Source organism: Rhizobium sp. NZLR11, from assembly GCF_019685115.1.
Lineage (GTDB): Bacteria > Pseudomonadota > Alphaproteobacteria > Rhizobiales > Rhizobiaceae > Rhizobium.
On record NZ_JABDWD010000036.1, the window covers coordinates 12667 to 32662 of the forward strand.

18 protein-coding genes and 1 pseudogene are annotated in these 19996 nt (G+C 62.5%); 4 read left to right on the forward strand and 15 right to left on the reverse strand.

Going from position 1 to position 19996, the window contains the following annotated elements:
- Positions 1 to 99 precede the first annotated feature (99 nt).
- The gene (locus tag HJB83_RS32535; protein ID WP_207582750.1) at positions 100 to 492 is read left to right on the forward strand and encodes a PRC-barrel domain-containing protein; all 393 of its coding nucleotides are present in this window, start codon (positions 100 to 102) and stop codon (positions 490 to 492) included.
- A gap of 195 nt (positions 493 to 687) precedes the next feature.
- On the opposite strand, the gene HJB83_RS32540 is transcribed toward HJB83_RS32535, so the two are convergent.
- From HJB83_RS32540 to HJB83_RS32570, 7 genes are all read right to left on the reverse strand, one after another.
- Complete coding sequence (locus tag HJB83_RS32540) at positions 688 to 3141, reverse strand: glycoside hydrolase family 2 protein (RefSeq protein ID WP_221133233.1); 2454 nt, start codon at positions 3139 to 3141, stop codon at positions 688 to 690.
- Positions 3142 to 3228: 87 nt separating this feature from the next.
- Positions 3229 to 3624, reverse strand: coding sequence for a VOC family protein (locus tag HJB83_RS32545; protein WP_207582752.1), 396 nt, complete (start codon positions 3622 to 3624; stop codon positions 3229 to 3231).
- 146 nt (positions 3625 to 3770) lie between these two features.
- Complete coding sequence (locus HJB83_RS32550; protein ID WP_207582753.1) at positions 3771 to 4520, reverse strand: ABC transporter permease; 750 nt, start codon at positions 4518 to 4520, stop codon at positions 3771 to 3773.
- Entirely contained in the window at positions 4517 to 5461 is a 945-nt protein-coding gene (locus HJB83_RS32555; protein ID WP_207582754.1) for an ABC transporter ATP-binding protein, read from the reverse strand. The genes HJB83_RS32550 and HJB83_RS32555 overlap by 4 nt, the downstream gene beginning before the upstream one ends.
- A complete protein-coding gene (locus tag HJB83_RS32560) occupies positions 5458 to 6624 on the reverse strand; it encodes an ABC transporter permease (protein ID WP_221133234.1) in 1167 nt (388 codons plus the stop codon). Before HJB83_RS32560 ends, HJB83_RS32555 begins: the two co-directional genes overlap by 4 nt.
- A gap of 87 nt (positions 6625 to 6711) precedes the next feature.
- Positions 6712 to 7620 carry an ABC transporter substrate-binding protein gene (locus tag HJB83_RS32565; RefSeq protein ID WP_007633609.1) on the reverse strand — a complete coding sequence of 303 codons (909 nt, stop codon included), beginning with the start codon at positions 7618 to 7620 and terminating at the stop codon, positions 6712 to 6714.
- 207 nt (positions 7621 to 7827) lie between these two features.
- Positions 7828 to 8013 (reverse strand): acetyltransferase, encoded by a 186-nt coding sequence (locus HJB83_RS32570; RefSeq protein ID WP_259669628.1) that lies wholly within the window; start codon positions 8011 to 8013, stop codon positions 7828 to 7830.
- Positions 8014 to 8063: 50 nt separating this feature from the next.
- On the opposite strand from HJB83_RS32570, the gene HJB83_RS32575 reads away from it, so the two are divergent.
- Positions 8064 to 9314 (forward strand): LysR family transcriptional regulator, encoded by a 1251-nt coding sequence (locus tag HJB83_RS32575; protein ID WP_221133236.1) that lies wholly within the window; start codon positions 8064 to 8066, stop codon positions 9312 to 9314.
- On the forward strand, positions 9311 to 10036 hold the full coding sequence (locus HJB83_RS32580; protein WP_221133237.1) for a copper homeostasis protein CutC: 726 nt from the start codon (positions 9311 to 9313) through the stop codon (positions 10034 to 10036). The genes HJB83_RS32575 and HJB83_RS32580 overlap by 4 nt, the downstream gene beginning before the upstream one ends.
- Before the next feature lie 296 nt (positions 10037 to 10332).
- Here the strand turns inward: HJB83_RS32580 and HJB83_RS32585 are convergent, their stop codons facing one another.
- The 7 genes from HJB83_RS32585 to HJB83_RS32615 form a co-directional block, all read right to left on the reverse strand.
- The gene (locus HJB83_RS32585; RefSeq protein ID WP_207582759.1) at positions 10333 to 11352 is read right to left on the reverse strand and encodes a zinc-binding alcohol dehydrogenase family protein; all 1020 of its coding nucleotides are present in this window, start codon (positions 11350 to 11352) and stop codon (positions 10333 to 10335) included.
- A gap of 63 nt (positions 11353 to 11415) precedes the next feature.
- Positions 11416 to 12390, reverse strand: coding sequence for an ABC transporter permease (locus tag HJB83_RS32590; protein WP_207582760.1), 975 nt, complete (start codon positions 12388 to 12390; stop codon positions 11416 to 11418).
- Between the two features lie 121 nt (positions 12391 to 12511).
- Positions 12512 to 14065 (reverse strand): sugar ABC transporter ATP-binding protein, encoded by a 1554-nt coding sequence (locus tag HJB83_RS32595; RefSeq protein ID WP_207582761.1) that lies wholly within the window; start codon positions 14063 to 14065, stop codon positions 12512 to 12514.
- A gap of 128 nt (positions 14066 to 14193) precedes the next feature.
- Positions 14194 to 15183 (reverse strand): ABC transporter substrate-binding protein, encoded by a 990-nt coding sequence (locus HJB83_RS32600; protein ID WP_207582762.1) that lies wholly within the window; start codon positions 15181 to 15183, stop codon positions 14194 to 14196.
- Positions 15184 to 15391: 208 nt separating this feature from the next.
- Positions 15392 to 15838, reverse strand: coding sequence for an RbsD/FucU family protein (locus HJB83_RS32605; protein ID WP_221133238.1), 447 nt, complete (start codon positions 15836 to 15838; stop codon positions 15392 to 15394).
- A 9-nt stretch (positions 15839 to 15847) separates the two neighbouring features.
- Positions 15848 to 16867, reverse strand: coding sequence for an aldo/keto reductase (locus tag HJB83_RS32610; RefSeq protein ID WP_221117764.1), 1020 nt, complete (start codon positions 16865 to 16867; stop codon positions 15848 to 15850).
- 90 nt (positions 16868 to 16957) lie between these two features.
- Positions 16958 to 18460: a UxaA family hydrolase gene (locus HJB83_RS32615; protein ID WP_221117763.1), complete on the reverse strand. Its 1503-nt coding sequence runs from the start codon at positions 18458 to 18460 to the stop codon at positions 16958 to 16960.
- 298 nt (positions 18461 to 18758) lie between these two features.
- On the opposite strand from HJB83_RS32615, the gene HJB83_RS32620 reads away from it, so the two are divergent.
- Positions 18759 to 19658 (forward strand): GntR family transcriptional regulator, encoded by a 900-nt coding sequence (locus HJB83_RS32620; RefSeq protein WP_207582766.1) that lies wholly within the window; start codon positions 18759 to 18761, stop codon positions 19656 to 19658.
- A 233-nt stretch (positions 19659 to 19891) separates the two neighbouring features.
- Here HJB83_RS32620 and HJB83_RS32625 read toward each other — a convergent pair.
- Positions 19892 to 19996 (reverse strand): annotated as a pseudogene (locus HJB83_RS32625) (IS110 family transposase); the annotation flags it as partial.

Consider the following 19996-nt stretch of genomic DNA (forward strand, 5'->3'; position numbering starts at 1 on the left):
TTGACGTAAACGTCAATAATGGCCCGTTCGAGCAGCGGAACTTTGAGTCTAGCGCCACGTTGTCTAGGTACCCCCGTGAGGAACCAAAGGAGATGCACAATGCTCAATCAGGAAACTGACGCCAACCGCGGTGATCCGAACGCTAAGAGCACGCATTCGCTAATCGCCAGCGACCGCGTCGAGGGCACCCGTGTCTACGGCGCCGATGGCAGGCATATCGGCTCGATCGAACGTCTGATCATCGGCAAGCTCGACGGCCGCGTCGCCTATGCCGTACTGAGCTTCGGCGGCTTCCTCGGCATCGGTCACGATCACTATCCGCTACCCTGGGAAAAGCTGAACTACGACACCAAGCTGGATGGCTATCGCATCGACCTGACCAAGGAACAGATCGAAGGCGCACCGAGCTATTCGGACGATGACGACAGCTGGTACAACGACAATGGCCGCCGGGTCTATGACTACTACGGCGTGCCGCCCTACTGGATGTAATCTCGTTCGATAGGCCGAATTGGAAGGGCTCCGCGGATGCGGGGCCTTTTTGGCGTGCTGTTGTCGGTAGACGTTGACGAGGGACGGAGAGGCTGCGGCATATCCCCTTCGCCCCGCAAGCGTGGGTCCGAAGGACGGGTCGAGACCCGTGGCTCGACCCCGGTCGGTGCCGGCAGGCGGACGAGGGGCTGCGTTTTACTCCCCCGCAACAAGATCATTGGCCGACCGCAACACTATCCCGATCGTAATGTCTTCAGCGACGATCACCTTCGCCGTCTTCACCGCAAACACATGGCTCTCGCCCGGCAGCAGCGTCACCAGCATCGTGTCGACCCCGGCATCCGGGTCCAGCCGGTCCGCCATTAGGCAGAGATCCTTCAGGAAACTCTCAGCCGTGACCGCAACCGCAAACCCGCCATCGATTTCCGTGACATCGACGCTCAGCCGCGGCGCCGGCAGGGCAAGCGCGATATCCTCGACGAAATAGTGAAAAGCCCGCCTGTCGAGCATCTCGACGACGATGACCTCGTCCTTCGGTACGTTGGGCCTGACGATATCTTCGGGCAGCGGAAATTCCTTGGCCTCGAAACGGTCGCAGAGCAGCCGCCAGAATTCGAATTCGGCAAGCACCGTGCCGTCGAGCCTCAGGCGTTTGCCACTGATCTTCGCCCGCCAGAACAATGTGCGCTCATTGACCGCCACCGCCGCCAGACCGTCGCCACGCGGCTGGATCGTCAGCAGGCGTGGATCATAGGCGGCCTTCAGCGCATACCAGAGCGGCTTGCGGCGGCCGGCTGAATCCAGCGCCGCCCATGACGTCACCGGCCAGCAGTCGTTGAACTGCCAGACCACCGCGCCCTTGCAGATATCGCGGTGAGACCGCATGTGCTCGACGCCGAAGCGGATGGCGCGGGCCTGGTTGAGCTGGGTGGCGAAGTGCCAGTCGTCCATGGTCTGCGGCTCCGGCAGGTGACCGGCGAGGCCGCGGATCAGCTTGTCATTGCCTTGGGTGGCCTTCTGATGGTGAAAGACGCCGTTCGATTGCGGGGTCAGCGGTGCGTCATGCACGCTCTCTTCGATCGTCGCCCAGGCAGCCGGCGCCTGCCAGCCGAATTCGGAGCAGAAGCGCGGGATATAGTTGCGGTAGACCTCGTAGCCGACCTCGTTCCACACGTCCCAGATATGTTTGCAGCCATGGCCGTCGGCATTGGGTTCGATCTCCATCGAGCCGGAATAGGGGCTGCCGGGATAATAGGGCCGGTCGGGATCGAGTTCGGCGCAAAGCCTCGGCAGCAGGTCGAGATAATAGCCGAGCCCCCAGCTTTCGCCCGCCTTGATGATCGGCCGCCAGCCCCATTCGTCGAAGCCCCAGATGTTCTCGTTATTGCCGTTCCAGAGAATCAGTGAGGCATGCGGCATCAACCGCACGACATTGTCGCGCACTTCAGCCTCGACCTCGCTTCTCAGCGGCTCCTCCTCCGGATAGGCGGCGCAGGCAAAGAGGAAATCCTGCCAGACCAGCATGCCCATGCGGTCACAGGCTTCGTAGAATTCATCGCGCTCGAAAATGCCCCCGCCCCAGACGCGCAGCATATGGATATTGGCGGCCTTCGCCTCGTCGATTCCAGCAGCATACCGCTCGGCCGTCACCCGGGAGGGAAAACAATCGTCGGGAATCCAGTTCGCGCCCGCGATGAACAGCGGCACGTCGTTGATGACGAAGGTGAAGGCCGAGCCGTGCGCGTCGGCCGAGGTGTCGAGCCGCAAAGAGCGGAAACCAAGTTCACGTTGATGGCTGTCGAGCAGGTCGCTGCTGGCATCGTCGACGAGCTCGAGCGTCAGGGGATAGAGCGGCTGCGCGCCGAGATGATGCGGCCACCAGAGTTTTGGCGAGGGAAGGACAAGCTCGAAGACGACCTCGTCTTCCCCAGGGTCGATCGTAACCGTCTTAGTCATGCCGCCGATTGCGGCGACAAGCTTGCAGCCCGCCTTATCGCCATGCCGCGCGATCCTGGCATGGATCTTGACCAGTCCGTCGCCGCCGGCAAGCGTGGCCGACACCCGTGCCTCGGCAAGCCGCGCCCGATCCCAGCTTTCCAGCCGCACGGGTTTCCAGAGGCCCGCCGTCACCAGCGTCGGCCCCCAGTCCCAGCCGAAATTGCAGGCCATCTTGCGCATCAGATTGCCCGGTCCCGGATAATTGTTGGGACGGTAGCCGTAATGTTTCTCCATCTCCGCGCCATAGGCATAGGCGGAACGAAAGGTAACGCTGAGGTCGTTCTGGCCAACCTTCAGCAATCTCGAAACATCGAAACTAAAGGTGCGGTTCATATTGAATGTGCGGCCGATCTCTTCGCCGTTGAGCGCGATCGTCGCGATCGTATCGAGCCCGTCGAAGACCAGCTCCTGCACCCTGCCATCGTCGGGCGTTGCCTCGAAGCGGCAGCGATAGCTCCAGTCGGCTTTGCCGACCCAGTCATTGGTGATCTCGTTGACGTCGATATAGGGATCGGCGATCAGCCGGCTGGCGAGAAGGTCGAGATGCACACAGCCCGGCACCGTTGCGGCGATGGCATCAGGCAGGCCGGGTCTTGCTGTATCGTTGCAGGAGAGCGTCCAGCCGGAATTCAGCGTGGTCTTCTCGATCATGGATGGCTCCTGATTATGCCGCTCGAAACTGTCGGATGAGGTGTTTTGGGAAGGGTGCCGCCGCGATCGGGGCCGGCGTCAGATCTGTCAGAGAAACCGGCCGTGGCGCTGCAGCACCTCGATCTTATAGCCGTCCGGATCGCTGATGAAGAAGAACAGGCCGAAGAGCTTGCCGTCACGGTTGAGCTCTACCAGTTCGCCCGGCTTCAGCCTCAGTTTCGACAGCCGTTCGCGCTCGACCGCCACCTCTTCGACGGAGATGGCGAGATGGCCATAGCCATTGCCCAGATCGTAGGGCGCGGTCCGGCCCTTGTTGACCGTCAATTCCAGCTCGAAGCCGGTCTCGGCATTGCTCAGATAGATCAACGTGAAGGTGTCGAAATCGACGCGGTCGGCGACCGAAAGGCCGAATGCCTTGCCGTAGAACTCGACCGAGCGCGCCTCGTCGAGAATACGGATCATCGAGTGGATCATCTTCGCCAAGTCTGCCTCCCACTGCACTACAGCGCCGCGCGTCTCTTTAGACGAGCAAAGGACGCTGTAGCACTTTGAATTACTGCATAATTCCTTAAATCGGAATCGATTTAAGGAATTATGCAGTAGTCACGGCAGTCTTGGTACTCGTCCTCTTACGCCGTGCGCAAGCCGATTCTTCGCGTGATCGCCCCTTCGACCATGCCCATGGCGTCATAGATCAGCACCGCCATCAGGCCGACGATCAGCCCGCCCTGCAGGATGAAGGCGGTATTGTCGGAAATCAGCCCGGCGATGATCACCTCGCCGAGGCCCTTTGCCGCAACCGTCGAGCCGATCGTCGCCGTGCCGATATTGATCACGGTCGCGACCTTCAGCCCTTCGAGGATCAGCGGCAGGGCGAGGGGCAGCTCGACGCGGAGCAGCCGCTGGGTGCCGTTCATGCCCATGCCGTCGGCGGCATCGAGAACCTGCGGCGACACCTGCTTCAGGCCGGCGACGGTATTTTCGAAAATCGGCAGCAGGCCGTAGAGAAACAGTGCGATCAGCGTCGGCATGGCGCCGAAGCCGGTGGCGGGAACCGCGAGTGCCAGCACCGCAACCGGCGGAAAGGTCTGCCCGGCATTGGCGATGGCGCGCGACAACGGCAGAAAGTCGGCGCCGCTTTCGCGGGTGACGAAGATGCCGCCGACAACGGCGAGCACCGCGCTGCAGGCGATCGATCCGATGACCAGTTGCAGATGGCCGGCGGCCAGCGAGGCGAGGCTGTTCTGCGTATAGACGGCGGGCGCATTGTTGTTGGTCAGCGGCACGAGTAGGAAGGAAAGCCATTCCGTCCTGAACAGCAGGATGAGCAGCAATACCAGCGCCGCCAGGCGGAAGAGATTGGCGACGATGAGTTTCATGCCTTGCGGCCCAGTTCGAGAAGCCGCGTCATCGAGATCGATCCCACCGGCGCTTTCTCGCCGTCCTGCACCGTCGCCTCGTCGACGCCCTGCCAGATCATTTCGGCCAGCGCGTCGCGCAGGCTGAGCGACTGCGGCAAGGCATAGGCGAGGCCGCTCTTGGCCGGTTCCATGCTCTCCTTCAGCGGCAGCAGCGACATCAGCTTCAGCGCCCGGTCGGAGGTGCCGGTCAATTGCTGAACGAAGGGATCGGCGGGTTCGGTGAGGATCTTTTCCGGCGTCGAGCATTGCAGCAATCTGCCCTCGCTCATCACCGCGATCTGATTGCCGAGATGGAAGGCCTCGTCCATGTCGTGGGTGACGAGAATAACCGTGGTGCCGAACTGCTTCTGGATCGCCAGGAGATCGTCCTGCGCCTTGCCGCGGATGACCGGATCGAGCGCCCCGAACGGTTCGTCCATCAGCAGCAGTTCCGGCTCAGCCGCCAGCGCCCGGGCGACGCCGACGCGCTGCTGCTGCCCGCCGGAGAGCTGGTGCGGATATTTGTCGGCGAAACTCGCCGGATCGAGGTTGAAAAGCCCGAGCAGTTCCTCGACGCGGGCCGCGATCCGGGTCGAATCCCAATCGAGAAGCTGCGGCACCGTGGCGATATTCTGCGCCACGGTGCGGTGTGGAAACAGGCCGTGTCCCTGGATGGCATAGCCGATCCTGCGGCGAAGCTCGGTCACCTCGACGTCAATGACATTCTGCCCGCCGACGAAAATCTCGCCTGCGGTGATCGGCACCAGCCGGTTGATCATCCGCATCAGTGTCGATTTGCCGGAGCCCGAGGTGCCGACGATGACGGTGATCTCACCCTTCTCGACGCGCATCGAGACATTGTCGACGACGGTGGCCGCGCCATAGCGTTTGGTGACGTTCCTGATCTCGATCATGCTCATGCGGCGGATCCCCGGATGCTGTCGATGACCGCATCGAGGATGACGGCCGATGAGAAGGCGAAGAACACGGTCGGCACGGCGCCGAGCAGGACGAGGTCCATGGCCGTCTGGCCGAGCCCCTGGAAGATGAAGATGCCGAAGCCGCCGCCGCCGATCAGCGCCGCGATCGTCACCATGCCGATTGCCTGCACCAGCACGATGCGGATGCCGGTGAGGATGACGGGAAAGGCAAGCGGCATGTCGATGCCGGTGAGGATCTGCCGTCGCGTCAGCCCCATGCCGGCCGCAGCATCCCGCACCGAGGGATCGACGCCCTCGAGGCCGACGACGGTGTTGGCGACGATCGGCAGCAGCGAATAGAGCACCAGCGCGATCAAGGCCGGTGCCGTGCCGATGCCGCGAATGCCGATCGCAGCCGCCAGCGGTACATGGGTGGCGAGATAGCCGAGCGGCAGCATCAGCAGGCCGAACAGTGCGAGGCTCGGGATCGTCTGGATCAAGCTGAGGCCTTGGAGCACGATGGCCCGCAGCTTCGGCACCCAGAAGCACAGGATGCCGAGCGGCAGGCCGAGAATGATGGCGATGGCCAATGAGCCGAAGGCCAGTAGCAGATGCGAGATCGCTTCCGTCTCGAATTGCGGCGCCCGCGTCGAGAATTCCTTCATGATCGACAGGCTGTCGAGCAGGCCGGAGGAAAGCGAGATGAAAAGCAGCGCCGCATAGGCCGCAAGGGCTGCGACCCGCATCCACGGCGCCAGCCGGATCTTCACCAGCGCATCGGAGATGACGAGCCCGATCACCGCAAACAGCGCCCAGAAACCGCCACCGGGCGTCATCCGCGCCACCGTGCTGCCGGGCGGCGTCGCCGCCGTCGAGACGAGGCCGATCGCAACGATCAGCGCCGCAAGGCAGAGTGTGGCGATGGCAAGCCGGGCAAGGGCGTTGTGCAGCAACAGCGTGGCGACAGCGGTGAGAACGAGCAGGATGGTGAGGATGACGACGGAGGGCTGGGGAAGAAGCTGCGTCAGCAGCATCGGCTTGCCGGCGGCGATGCGGTTCGCCTTGACGTAGATGAAGGGCATCAGTGCCGTCGCCGCGATGCCACCGGCCACCAGAACCACGCCGAGCCGGTCCAGCCTGCGGACCGCTGAGGTTTCTTCCATCAAATCAACCCTGTCTGAGCAATCCCGTCCGGCCAAACCTAGCAGCAGAGAGAGGCTCCGCCCGCAATCGGGCGGAGCGAGTGATGATTACTTCAGGAAGCCTTTTTCCTTGAGATAGGCTTCAGCGACGGACTTTGCCGGCTCGCCGTCGACCTGGATCTTGGCATTGAGCTTGCGCAACTCGTCGGCGGTCAGGCTCTTGAAGATCGGCGAGAGCACTTCCTCGATCTTCGGGTTGGCTTTCAGAACCTCCTCGCGGATGATCGGGGTGGGCGCATAGACCTGCTGCACGTTCTTGTCGTCTTCGAGAACGGTGAGTTCGGCCGCTTCGATCGCGCCATCCGTGCCGTAGACCATGGCGGTGTTGACGCCGTTCGTCTGGTCGGCGGCCGCCTTGATCGTCGCCGCCGTGTCGCCGCCGGACAGAACAACCATTTGGTCAGGCTTCAGCTGGAAGCCGTAGGTCGTCTGGAAGGCGGGAAGCGCGCCGGCCGAATTGACGAATTCGGCTGAGGCGGCAAGCTTGGCGGCACCGCCGCCGGCCACCCATTTGCCGAAGTCCGTAAGGCTCTTCAGCTTGTTCGGTTGGGCAACATCGCTGCGCACGGCGAGCGCCCAGGTGTTGTTGGCCGGCGACGGCGTCAACCAGACGATCTTGTTGGCGTCGTAATCGAGCTTCTTTGCCAGCTCATAACCCTGGTCGATATTTTTCCAGGCGGCGTCATCGGCCTTGTTGAAGAAGAAGCCGGCATTGCCGGTATATTCAGGATAGATGTCGATTTCGCCTGCGGTGATCGCCTTGCGCACGACGGGTGTGGCGCCAAGCGCGATGCGGTCCTGTGTCTTGATGCCGTTGGCTTCGAGCGCGAGCGCAATGACGTTGCCGAGCAGCGTGCCTTCGGTGTCGATCTTCGACGAGACGACGACATCTGCAGCATGAGCCGCACCCGCCGCGAAGGCGGAGAGCGTGACGGCGAGTGCGAGTTTCTTCAGCATGGAATATCCCCTTGGTTGACACCATTAGCACTTTGAATTGCTGCATTATGCAGATGCGCAAGCCCCGGGCGGGGGGTCTGCGCACAGGAAGTCCGCCGGCCAACGCGACGAGATCGCATCATGCCGGAATTGCGTGCGTGATGGAAATAGCGTGCACGCCTGAAAAATCGATGCAAGCCCCCTTTAGTATTTGCGGCCGCGCCACGATTATGGCGGCGAATGTCCCTCCGCGCGCGGAAACGCATTCCCTTTTCCAGGGTCGGCGCGATTTGTTTTTGTCCCCTTGCGTGTTTCCGCGATGTTCCGGTGCTCTGTTGCGGATTTCCGCCGCCCGGATTTTTCTATGCGGAAACGATAGCCCGCCTCTGCGAAAGCAGGGATATCTTTTTTCATGAACACATCATATCGTCCGGTTTTTCCAGCGCTTTCCGGAGGTGGCTCGTTTGCATCTTGGTGCCCTGTTCACCGCTCACCATGTCTTGACCTCCGGTTCGGTGCGCGAGACGGGGCGGCGCTTCCAGCTGTCGCCCTCGACCGTGTCTGCGGCCATCCATCATCTCGAAACCGAGCTGGCGATGAAGCTGACGGAACGCGCCTCCGGCGAGCTGGTAATGCTCATCGCCAGCGGCAGGGTGCTGGAAGGCCTGGCGCCGCTCACCGCTGCGATCGGCGAGCTTGGCCAATTCACCGGCCATGACGCTACGACCACCGACGCCATTGAGGTCACCGATGCCTGGGCATCACGTGTTCCCATCAAGGTCGTCACCATCGAGCGTTTTCTGGAAGTGGCCGACCAGGGCAGCATCAATCGCGCCGCCCGCCGCCTTCGCCTGGGGCAGCCGCAGCTTTCGCTTCAGCTTGCCAATCTTGAGAAATTTTTAGGTCACCGCCTGTTCGAGCGGCAGGCGCAGGGTTCGGTGCTGACGGAGGAGGGCAGGCGCGCCTATCAGATCTTCACGACGATCAGCCAGGCCTGGAACGATCTGAAATCATCGGCCGACGAGCGGTATCGGCGCGCCGCCCGGTCGCTGCGCATCGGCTCGATCATTCCCACCGGATCGGAAAGCTGGGTGGCGCGCTGCCTGGGCTCGCTGGTCTCCGAATGGAATGCGCGCCGCAACAACAATGCGATCTCGCTGGTCTCGATGACCGCCGACGATCTGCGCGAGGCGCTGAAGAGCGGCCGCATCGATGTGGCGATCCTGGATTCGGTCTTCGGCCTTGAAAGCTTCCGCCATCGGGAATTGCTGCAGACCGACATGGTGGTGATCGCGCCGCCGCAAAGCACCGAAACCACCGTCGCCGATCTCGTCGCCGCCCATGCGATCTGCATGCCGAGCCCGCGCACCGGTCTCGGCCACGCGGCCATGGCCTTCAGCGACGAGCGCGCGCCGAACCGGCGCTTGCGCAGCCGGGATATCACCGCCGCGGATTCGCTGCCTGTGATCGTCGACCTCGTCGCCAATCACGGCTACGTCTCCTTCCTCGGCCGGATCAGCGCCATGCCGATCGCCGACAAGGTGCGCATCGTCGATCTCGACGAGCATCTGCCGATGTCCTATCACGTCGCCTTCAACCATCGCAAAGCCGCCGCCGATGCCTGCGCCGTCATCATCGAGGCGGCGGCGCGAATTACGTCTGAAACTGTCGCGCAGGCCATGGTGCGCGACAAAGCCAGGGAGAGCGTAGCGTGACCGTCCTGCTGGAAGTGTGTGTGGATAGCGCTGACGGCCTCGCCGCCGCCATCGAGGGTGGCGCCGGCCGCATCGAGCTTTGTTCGGCGCTGGAGCTCGGCGGCCTGACGCCGCTGCCGAGCCTGATGCAGATCGCCGCCAGGGCGCCCATTCCTGTCTATGCGATGATCCGCCCGCATGCCGGTCCGTTCATCTTCGACAGGAGAGATGAGGAAGCGATGATGCTCGATATCGATGCCGTGCGCGCCGCAGGTCTTGCCGGCGTCGTCATCGGCGCCAATCGGCCGGACGGCACGCTCGACATGCCGCTGATCCACCGCCTAAAGGCGCATGCCTCAGGCCTCGGTTCGACGCTGCATCGGGCTTTCGATCTGGTGCCGGACGCCGACTATGCGCTGGAACAGGCCGTCGAGCTCGGCTGCGAACGCATCCTGACCTCCGGCTGCGCGCTGAAGGCGGCCGACGGAATCGAAACCCTGAAACGCCTTTCGACCACGGCATCCGGCCGCATATCCATCATGCCCGGCAGTGGCATCCGCCCCGCCAATGTCGGCCAGATAGTGCAGGCAACCGGCGCCCGCGAGGTCCACGGTTCCTGCAGCTCGCCGGTCGCAAGCGCCGACCCCCGTGCGGTCGCCTTCGGTTTCGAGGCGAAGAGTGCGAACCGGACAGATAGTGCGGTGGTCAGAGAGATGTGCAGGGCGATTACGGCAGAGGCTTAGCGCAATCGATGCCGACGGAAGTCCGCTTCGCGCTTTGCTGGATACTCTGACGCGAGGACGGTGCCCGCGGCCATGGATCCTCGGGTCAAGCCCGAGGAAGACGGAGAGTGGGGGAGCCTATGCGGCAATTATCGCAAATGCGTGGTGAGTTTGTTGGAATTGCCCCCATTTGTGCTGCGTAGTTCCTACGCAAACCGCCCGCCTCTTGCTGGTCGCTGTCTCCCACCCTCCGTCATGCTCGGGCTTGACCCGAGCATCCACGCCCAGCACTCCGCGTGCATGTTACGCGTCGTACTCTAACTACCAACCTTGATCACCGCCTTGATCAGCCCGTTCTTCTCATGCGCCCAGCGGGCGAGGTCGCGGGGCGTGTCGGCGAGCGTTGTGCGGTGGGTGATGAGTTTGTCGACGGGCACGAGGCCTTTGGCGATCGAATCGGCCACATGCTCGAAATCGGCGCGGGTGGCGTTGCGGCTGCCGATCACCATCATTTCGCGTTTGTGGAATTCCGGGTCGGAAAAGCGGATATCGTCTTTGACGACGCTGACCAGCACCAATGCGCCGCCATGGGCGACGAAGGAGAAGGCTTTTTCCATCGAAGGGCCGTAACCGGTGGCGTCGAAGACCACGTCGAAACCGTCGCCATTGGTTGTTTCGCGCACGGCATCCATTGTCGCCTCGTTGGCGACGATGCCGGAGGTGAAGCCGAAACGCTCCGAGGCCATCTGCAGCCGCTCAGCGCTGGTGTCGAGCAACGTCACTTCATGGCCGGCAATGCGTGAGAAGATCGCTGCCCCGAGCCCGATCGGCCCGGCGCCGATGACGAGCGCTCGCGCGCCGGCGCCGGTCATCGAGCGGCGCACCGCATGGGCGCCGATCGCCAGAAACTCGACGGTTGCGGCCGCCTCGAGGCTCAGTCCCTTGGCGGCATAGAGGTTGCCCGCCGGAACCGAGATCTCCTCGCAGAAAGCTCCGTCCGTATGGACGCCGAGCACCTTGATATTGGTGCAGCAATTCGGCTTGCCCTGGCGGCAGGCGACACATTGGCCGCAGGACAGATAGGGATTGACGATGACGGGTGTTCCCACAGCCATGTCAACGCCTTCGCCTGCTTCCAGCACCGTCGCCGAGACCTCATGCCCCATCACGCGGGGATATTCGAGGAAAGGATGTTTGCCCTCGAAGATATGATAGTCGGTGCCGCAGATGCCGACATGGCTGACCGCCAGGCGCACCCAGCCAGGCGCCGGTGCCGCAGGCAAAGGACGCTCGACGATCTCGAGCACGCCGGGCTCCCGGCAAACAACTGCTTTCATGACGGGTCTCGCATTCTTGGGAGTTGACGAAGCCGGCCTGTTCGACCGGCTTCTCTTGGCCGCTCAATTGCTCCGGCGGCGGCGCAGTTGGTCGAAGAAGACGATCACGATGATCAGGAGACCGGTGATGATGCGCTGCCAGAAGGAGTTGACGTTCAGAAGGTTGGCGCCGTTGTTGATGGTGGCGAGGATGAAGGCGCCGATCAGCGGGCCGTGTACCGAGCCGACCGCGCCGAACAGGCTGGTGCCGCCGATGACGGAGGAGGCGATCGCCTGCAATTCCCAGCCATCGGCCTGCGTCGCATTGCCGATCGCGATGCGCGAGGCAAGCAGCACGCCGACGAAGGCGGCAAACGAAGCCGAGAGGATATAGGCGAGGTAGATCATGCCCTTGACGTTGACGCCGGAGAGGCGGGCAGCTTCCGCATTCGAGCCGACCGCGAAGAGATAGCGGCCCCAGCGGCTCAGATGCAGGAAGATGAAGGAGGGCACCGCCACCAGGATGACCATCCAGAACAGGCTTGGTATGCTGAACAGGTCGGCGCGGGCGAAATTGCTGAAATTCTCATTGGTGATGTTGATCGTCGAGCCGTTGGTGATCAACAGGCCGATGCCGCGCAGCGACGTCAGCGTTGCCAGCGTGATGATGAACGGCGGCAGGCCCATATGGACGATGCCGAAGCCATGGAAGGCCCCGATCGCCATGCCGATGAGCAGCGTCAGCACGATCGCACCCCAGACCGGCACGCCCGCCTGCAGCAGCCAGGCAATGATGACGGTACAGAAACCGACGATGGCGCCGACCGAAAGATCGATGCCGGCGGTGATGATGACGAAGGTCTGGCCGAGTGCCAGGATCGCCGTCATCGCCCCCTGACGCAGCAGGTTCGAAATGTTGAGCGGCGTCCAGAAGCTCGGGGTAACAACGCCGAGCACGATCCAGAGGAAGATCAAGAGCCCGATCAGCGTCAGGCCGAACAGGATGTTCATTTTCCGGCGCGGCGGCGGCGCGACGATTTCGGTGGGGGTGGCAGTCATGAATTTTCTCCCTCTTAGAGCATTTCCGTTTTCTTCAAACCACGGAAATGCCCTATCTCTTTGTTCTGACGCAATTTCCGGACGCAAAACCGCAACGCAGTTTTGCTGGAACTGCTTGTGCTCAGACGCCGATCGCTTCGCTGAGCACTTCTTCATGCGTCGCCGCGTGGTAATCATGGCTCGCGACGATTTTGCCGCCGCGGAAGACATGCAGCCGGTCGGCCAGTTCGTAGACCTCGGGCAGGTAGGAGGAGATCAGGATGATGCCCGCGCCCTCCTTCAGAAGCTTGGCGAAGAGCCGGTAGATTTCCGCCTTGGTGCCGACGTCGACGCCGACGGTCGGCTCGTCGAAGATGAACAGCCGGGCGCCGTGGCTCAGCCACTTGCCGATGACGATCTTCTGCTGGTTGCCACCCGACATGCTGGAGGCCGGAACACGCCGGCTTGGCGTCTTGATGCTGAGATCGCGGATCTGCTTGTCGGCATTGGCCGATTCGCGCGTGTGGTTGATGACAGGCCCGTGGCTGAGGCGCCCGAACACCGGCAGGTTGATATTGAGGCCGATCGGCAGGTTGAGGCAAAGCCCCTGGTCGCGCCGGCTTTCCGGCGCCAGCGCAATGCCGAGTTCCATCGCCGTGCGTTCGTTGCGGATGTCGACCCGTTTGCCCATCCACTGGATATCGCCTGCCGTTGTCGGCTGGCGGCCATAAAGGCCGAGCGCGAATTCGCTGCGCCCGGCGCCGATCAGGCCGTAGAGCCCGACGATCTGCCCGGCCTTGACGCTGAGCGACACGTCTTCGAAGCCCGGGCCGGAAAGGCCGTTGACGGCAAGGATCGTCTCGCCGATGGCGATCTCTTCCTTGTGGTAGATCTGCTCGATCGAGCGGTTGATCATCAGCGCGATCAGTTCGGCATCGTTGGTCTCTCCGATCAGCCGCGTGCCGACATGCGTGCCGTCGCGCAGCACCGAGACACGGTCGGCAAGCTCGAAGACTTCCTCCATGCGATGGCTGATATAGACGATGGTGACGCCTTCGCCCTGCAGGCGGCGGATCAGCTTGAACAGCTGCGCCGATTCCTGGCGCGTCAGATAGGCTGTGGGTTCGTCGAAGATCAGAAACTGCGTGCCGCGCATGGCGGCGCGCGCCGTCGCGACCAGCTGCTGCTGGCCGATCGTCAGCGAGCTGAGCAGCGCGCCGGCCGGCAGGCCGAAGCCGAGATCGTCGAGCACGGCCTGCGCCAACTTCTGCATCTGCTTCTTGCGCATCAGGCCGTAGCGGTTGACTTCGTCACCGAGGAAAAGGTTGGCGGCGACCGTCAGGTGCCGGCAGAGCACGACTTCCTGGTGCACGGCGTTGATGCCGCGGGCGATTGCCTCGTTTGGCGTCGACAGGCCCACAGGCTGGCCGCACCACAGCACTTCGCCGGCCGTACGGGTAATGACGCCGGTCAGCAATTTGATCAGGGTGGATTTGCCGGCGCCGTTTTCGCCGACGATGGCGTGGATTTCACCGGCAAGAAAGGTCAGCGTCGCCGGCTTCAGCGCCTGCACATGACCGTAATTCTTCTGCAGGCCCTTGAGTTCGAGGATAGGCGATCCGGCGGGAATTCGATTGGCTTCTTTCAGCGTGGCGCTGTCATCGTGGCGATGACTGACCTCTTCCAGTCCGATCATGGACCTCTCCTCCTTGTGTCACGTCTGCTCTCCATCCCCTGGTAACCATAGCATGGCCCCTGGTAACCATAACATGGATGGAAAAAGCCGCGCCGGTTTTTGAAGCCGGCGCGGCCTGTCTGTCTTGCTTACTTGATCTTCGGGTTCAGCAGCGCGTCGATCTTCGGATCGGCCATATTCGCCTTGGTGACGAGGTTGGCGCCGGTGTCGACATTGGCTTCGACCTTCTCGCCCTTGGAGACGGCAAGCGCGGTCTTCACGCCGTCATAACCCATGCGGTAGGGGTCCTGAACGACGAGGCCGGCAATGGCGCCGTCCTTGAGGAAGCCGACGGTCTTGTCGTCGCTGTCGAAGCCGATGACCTTGATCTTGTCGCCGAGCTTGTTTTCGGCGATCGCCTGACCGACGCCCTGCGCCAGGATCAGGTTCGAGGCGAAGACGCCGACGAGCTTCGGGTTAGCCGTGATCAGGTCGGTCATCATGTTGAGGCCGGTCGTTGCCTGGCCGTCGCCGTACTTGTCGGCAATGACCTTCAGGCCCGGATGCTTGGTCTTCACCTGATCCAGGAAGCCTTCGCGGCGCTGCTCGAGCGAGCCGACGCCGGGAAGGTTGGTAAGAATGACGATTTCACCCTCTTCCTTGCCGGTCATGCCCTTGATGGCGGCTGCCAGGCCATCGGCGGCGATACGGCCGCCCTGAACGTTGTCGGTCGTCAGGAACGACTTGAACGCCTTGGAGTCGGCACCCGAGTCGATGCCGATGATCGGAACCGACTTGGCGGCTTCATCGATCGGCTTGCCAAGCGCCTTGAATTCGGTCGGCGAAATGACGACGGCGGCCGGCTTGCCGGCAACGGCGTTCTCAAGAATGCTGATCTGGCCGTTGACGTCGGACTCAGCCTGGGCACCGAGTTCCGGCACCTTGACGCCGAGATCCTGGCCTGCCTTGCGGGCGCCGGCCAGAACGATCTGCCAGTAGAAGGACGTCGTGTCCTTGACGATGATCGGGATCGTCACGTCGGCGGCAAAGGACGTAACCGGCATCGCCGTGGCGATAACGGCAGCGCCGGCAAGCGCCGTAAAGGCGCGACGGGACAGAAGGGATTTCACGATAGTCATAAGGGTTCTCCTCTCAAGATGCGTTCTCCTCCGAATAAATCGGCCGCTGAACGCAGGCGGACGATTTTTATCGATAAAAAACATTTGCAGGGAGAAGCTAGCCGAGGCGCAATCAAATTGCAAGAGCGTCAAACTGGCTTTTTTGCTTTGGTAAATCCCCCCCAAGCAACTGATTTTATTCCAATACCACGATAACCTAAAATAGGTATCAGTCCAGATCGACCTCATGCGGATGCACGACGCCCTTTTTCAAAATCAGGTTTCCGTACAGCCGGAATTCCGTCGTCGCGACGATATAGGTGGCCTTGCGGGCCATCGCGTAGAAGGCGAAACGCTCCACCGGTACGATCGGAAAATCGCCGCCGCGCCTGGCAACGATCTGCTGGAACTCGGCGCAGACCTCCGGCACGGCGTGCGGGTCGCCGACCACCTCCATCCGCCACGCCGCTTCCGGCACGAAGGTGTCGAGCGGCATGTGGGCGAGGATCGCTTCGGCCATATCAGTGGCGCTGACGCCGTCGGCGCGAATGACAGGCGGGCCCATCGAGCCCGAGGGGAAATTGGCGTCCGATATGACGATGTCGTCGCCATGTCCCATGGTCTTCAGCGCGTGAAGCAGGTCGGGGCCGAGCAGCGGATGAATACCCTTGAGCATAGTGTCTCCTCAGACGCGGACAGCTTCGGCGCCGAGCGGCGGCGCGACCAGCGTATAGGGTTCGAATTCGGCATAGATCTCATCGGCAAGCCGCGGTTCGACGATTTCCATGTTGCGGATCAGGCTCGACGGCTTGGCGGTACCCATCAGCACCGATGCGACGATCGGTTCGAGCAGCGGAAACTGCAGGGCGGGCGCTGCCAGCGGCACGCCGTGGCGCTTGGCGATCGCTTCCATGGCGCCGACCTTGGCAAGCACGTCGTCATCTGCCGGCATATAGTCGAAATGCGCGCCCGGCACCGGACCGGTGGCGAGAATGCCGGAATTGAAGACGCCGCCGACGACCAGCGACGTGCCCTTCTGCCGGCAGAGCGGCAAGAGTTCGGCGACCGCCGAACGGTCGAGCAGCGTGTAGCGGCCGGCCATCAGGATGCAGTCGAGATCGGCGTTGCGCATGACGTCGAGGCAGACGGGCACTTCGTTGACACCGAGGCCGAAGGCCGAGATCGCGCCTGAGGAGCGCAGTTCTTCCAGCGCCTTGATGCCGGAATCGAGAAGCTGCTTCTGGTAGACGGCGTTCTTCGCCGCGCCATGTGTATAGACGCCGATATCGTGCACATAGAGAATATCGATGCGGTTGAGGCCGAGGCGGGCATAGCTGAACTCGACCGAGCGCATGATGCCGTCATAGGAATAGTCGTAATCGGCATCGAAAGAGAGCGGATCGACATAGCTGTAATCGGGCACGGTTCCGGTCGGCACCGGCCGAAGCAGCCGGCCGACCTTGGTGGACAGCACGTAACTGCCGTCCGGCTGGTCGCGCAGGAAATCGCCGACCCGGCGTTCGGCAAGGCCGAGCCCATACCAGGGCGCCACGTCGAAATAGCGGATGCCGCTGTCCCAGGCCGCCTGCAGCGTTTCCATGGCTACCTCGCGCGGGCAGACGCGGTAAAGACCGCCGAGCGCTGCCGCGCCGAAACTGATTTCGGTCACCTCGAGCTTGGTCTTGCCGATCCGTCTCGTCTTCATCATGCCTCCTCGCCAAGTCTTGGGATTTCAGAGCAATTCCAGGAAAAGTGCGAAGCGGTTTTCCGTCCGGAATTTGCATAAAACAAAGGATTAGAGCGTCGCCCCCAGATGCCACGGCACGAATTCATTGTCGCCGTAGCCGAAGAGTTCGCTCTTGGTCTTCTTGCCGGAGGCCGTGTCGACGATGAGCTCGAAGATCTCGCGGCCCTTGCCGCTGATCGTCGCGTCGCCGGTGGCGATCGTGCCGCAATCGATGTCCATGTCCTCTTCCATCGAGGCGTAGAGCGCCGAATTGCTGGAAAGCTTCAGCGATGGCGCCGGCCGGCAGCCGAAGCAGCTGCCGCGGCCCGTGGTAAAGGCGATCATATTCGCCCCGCCCGCCACCTGGCCGGTCGCCGAAACCGGGTCGTAGCCGGGTGTGTCCATGAAGACGAGGCCGGGGGCGGTGACTCGCTCGGCATAACCGTAGACTGCCGTCAGCGGCGAGCGCCCACCCTTGGCAACCGCGCCGAGCGATTTTTCCAGGATGGTGGTGAGGCCGCCGCGCTTGTTGCCGGGCGAGGGGTTGTTGTCGAGCGAGGCGCCGTGCAGAGCGACGTAATCCTCCCACCAGGCGATTTTCTCGTCGAGCTTGTTGGCAACATCGTCGCTGACGGCGCGGCTGCGCAGCAGGTGTTCGGCGCCATAGATTTCCGAGGTCTCGGACAGGATCGCCGTGCCGCCGGCCGCCGCCAGGAGATCGGCCGCGACACCCAGCGCCGGATTGGCGGTGATCCCGGAAAAGCCGTCCGAGCCGCCGCACTGCAGGCCGATGATGATCTCGCCGATCGACATCGGCACACGCGTTTCCTTGCCGACATCGGCGGCGATTTCGCGCAGCATGCCCATGGCGCGCTCGACCGCGCGGCGTGAGCCGCCGGCATCCTGAATGTTGAAATGCCGCTTCGAGGCGCCGGCGCCGCTCTGGCCGTAGAGCGTCAGCTGGTTGACTTCGCAGCCGAGGCCGATCATCAGCACGCCGCCGAAATTGACATGCCTGGTATAGCCGGCAAGCGTGCGGTGCAGCACGTTCATGCCGTCGCCGGTCGAGCTCATGCCGCAGCCCTGGTCGTGCACGATCGGCACGAAACCGTCGATGCCTTCGTAATGCGGCAGAATCGTCCGATTGGCCTCGTCGGCGATCGCCCGGCAGACCGTGGTGGAACAGTTCACGCTGGCGATGATGCCGATATAGTTGCGGGTGGCAGCCCGCCCATCGGCACGGCGATAGCCCATGAAGGTGCGCGCCCTGTCCTCGCTCGTCGCCATTTCCGGTGCCGAATTGGCAGTCGCCGCCAGCCGGTCGTTTTCAAAATGCAGGTTGTGGCTGTGCACATGGTCGCCGGCCTTGACGTCGGCCGTCGTGCGGCCGATCGCCTGTCCATATTTCACCACGGCGGCGCCGAGCGGAATATCGGCGATCGCCACCTTGTGGCCGGGATCGATTTTTTCACGGGTTTCAATGCCGGCAACAGTCGAACCCGGCGCGATGGCCGCCGTTGCGACCGCGACATTGTCACCGGCCGACAGGATGATCCAAGGCAGTTTGTCCAAGTCTCTTCTCCCCAGAGCGTGATGCCGAAAAGCGTGAGTGGTTTTCGGACGACATCATGCTCCAACTATCGAATTTAGGAAACGCTCGCTGCATCGGCGAATGCGCATTGATTTTGTTTTTTATCTACAATAAACATTTTCAAGTCAACGGGAATATTGATCCTGTGGACGAGGGAGGCAATGAGCCGCAGGCGACCGGAAATAAGCTAAAAGGTCGTTTGAACAAGCCCCGGTCGGGCGCCGTCCTGCTTTCAAGCGAGGGCGGCAAAGCTGACACGAGGGCGGAAAGCGGGGTCTGGTGGCAAGGCAGAATACGGTCTTCAAGGAAGCCTACAACAGGTATGCCGTGGCCCTGCGCACGGATACCGCGCTGCCCTCGGAACCCGAGATCGCCGCCCAGCTCGGCGTCAGCCGCTCGACGGCGCGCGCCATCCTCACCCGTCTCAGCGAGGAAGGCATCATCCGCTGGAACAAGCGCCAGAAGACCGTGCTGCGCCAACCCACCGACCGCGACCTTTTTCCCTCGGAGGAAACCGACTCCCTGCATGATATCATCGAGCGCAGCTTCATGCAGCGCATCCTCGCCGATGATGCAGCCCCCGGCATGCAGATCAACGAGCTAGAGCTTGCCCGCGAGATCGGCACCGGCACAACAAGCGTGCGCGAATTCCTGATCCGCTTCTCCCGCTTCGGCCTGATCGAGAAACGGCCGAACAGCCACTGGACGCTCAAGGGTTTTACCCGCGAATTCGCCCTCGAACTTGCCGATGTGCGCGAGATGTTCGAGCTGCATTCCGCCGCCGAATTCGGCCGGCTTGCCAGGGATAGCCAGGCCTGGGCCGATCTCGCCGCCATCCGCGACGACCATCACGCCATGCTTGCCGACATCAACCAGCGCTACAGGGATTTCTCCGTTCTCGACGAGCGCTTCCACCTGTTGATCCACCGCGCCTCGAAGAACCGCTTCATCGCCGATTTCTACGACGCCATCGCCATCGTCTTCCATTATCACTACCAATGGAACAAGACCGCTGCCCGCGAGCGCAACGAGCGCGCCATCCACGAACATCTGGATTATATCGCAGCGCTTGAATCCGGCGACCAGGCGGCGATCGAAACCGCCTGCCGCATCCACCTGCGCTCCGCCCGCCAGACCCTGCTGCAATCCCTGCCGCAGATGGCGACGGAGAGCAGCTGAGCGTAAGCGAAAATCGACAAAGGTCGTGCCGTGCAGCCCCCTCATCCGACCCTTCGGGCCACCTTCTCCCCGAGGGGAGAAGAGGGAGAATGACGCTTCGCCATCGATCCCAATGGATGGAGTGCCTTTGAACGGGCGGCTTCATTTGGGCAGTGTCGGCGCGCCTCGCTCCCCTCTTCTCCCCAGCGGGGAGAAGGTGGCCCGCAGGGTCGGATGAGCGACTATCTGGGCTGTCAAGTTGCATGTTCGAATTCTCTTCGCGCATCTCGTGCTTTTGCATTGAGAATGACCAGGAGTTTTCGGGCGAGCGCGATGCGGATGACCATTTTCGGTTTGCC

Bases quoted from the DNA above. Each gene is read 5' to 3' on its own strand.
- HJB83_RS32590 (WP_207582760.1), bottom strand. From the start codon at position 12,390: ATGACTGCCACCCCCACCGAAATCGTCGCGCCGCCGCCGCGCCGGAAA.
- HJB83_RS32600 (WP_207582762.1), bottom strand. From the start codon at position 15,183: ATGACTATCGTGAAATCCCTTCTGTCCCGTCGCGCCTTTACGGCGCTT.
- HJB83_RS32540 (WP_221133233.1), bottom strand. From the start codon at position 3,141: ATGATCGAGAAGACCACGCTGAATTCCGGCTGGACGCTCTCCTGCAAC.
- HJB83_RS32610 (WP_221117764.1), bottom strand. From the start codon at position 16,867: ATGAAGACGAGACGGATCGGCAAGACCAAGCTCGAGGTGACCGAAATC.
- HJB83_RS32605 (WP_221133238.1), bottom strand. From the start codon at position 15,838: ATGCTCAAGGGTATTCATCCGCTGCTCGGCCCCGACCTGCTTCACGCG.
- HJB83_RS32550 (WP_207582753.1), bottom strand. From the start codon at position 4,520: ATGAAACTCATCGTCGCCAATCTCTTCCGCCTGGCGGCGCTGGTATTG.
- HJB83_RS32535 (WP_207582750.1), top strand. From the start codon at position 100: ATGCTCAATCAGGAAACTGACGCCAACCGCGGTGATCCGAACGCTAAG.
- HJB83_RS32570 (WP_259669628.1), bottom strand. From the start codon at position 8,013: ATGAAAAAAGATATCCCTGCTTTCGCAGAGGCGGGCTATCGTTTCCGC.
- HJB83_RS32585 (WP_207582759.1), bottom strand. From the start codon at position 11,352: ATGAAAGCAGTTGTTTGCCGGGAGCCCGGCGTGCTCGAGATCGTCGAG.
- HJB83_RS32595 (WP_207582761.1), bottom strand. From the start codon at position 14,065: ATGATCGGACTGGAAGAGGTCAGTCATCGCCACGATGACAGCGCCACG.
- HJB83_RS32555 (WP_207582754.1), bottom strand. From the start codon at position 5,461: ATGAGCATGATCGAGATCAGGAACGTCACCAAACGCTATGGCGCGGCC.
- HJB83_RS32560 (WP_221133234.1), bottom strand. From the start codon at position 6,624: ATGGAAGAAACCTCAGCGGTCCGCAGGCTGGACCGGCTCGGCGTGGTT.
- HJB83_RS32565 (WP_007633609.1), bottom strand. From the start codon at position 7,620: ATGCTGAAGAAACTCGCACTCGCCGTCACGCTCTCCGCCTTCGCGGCG.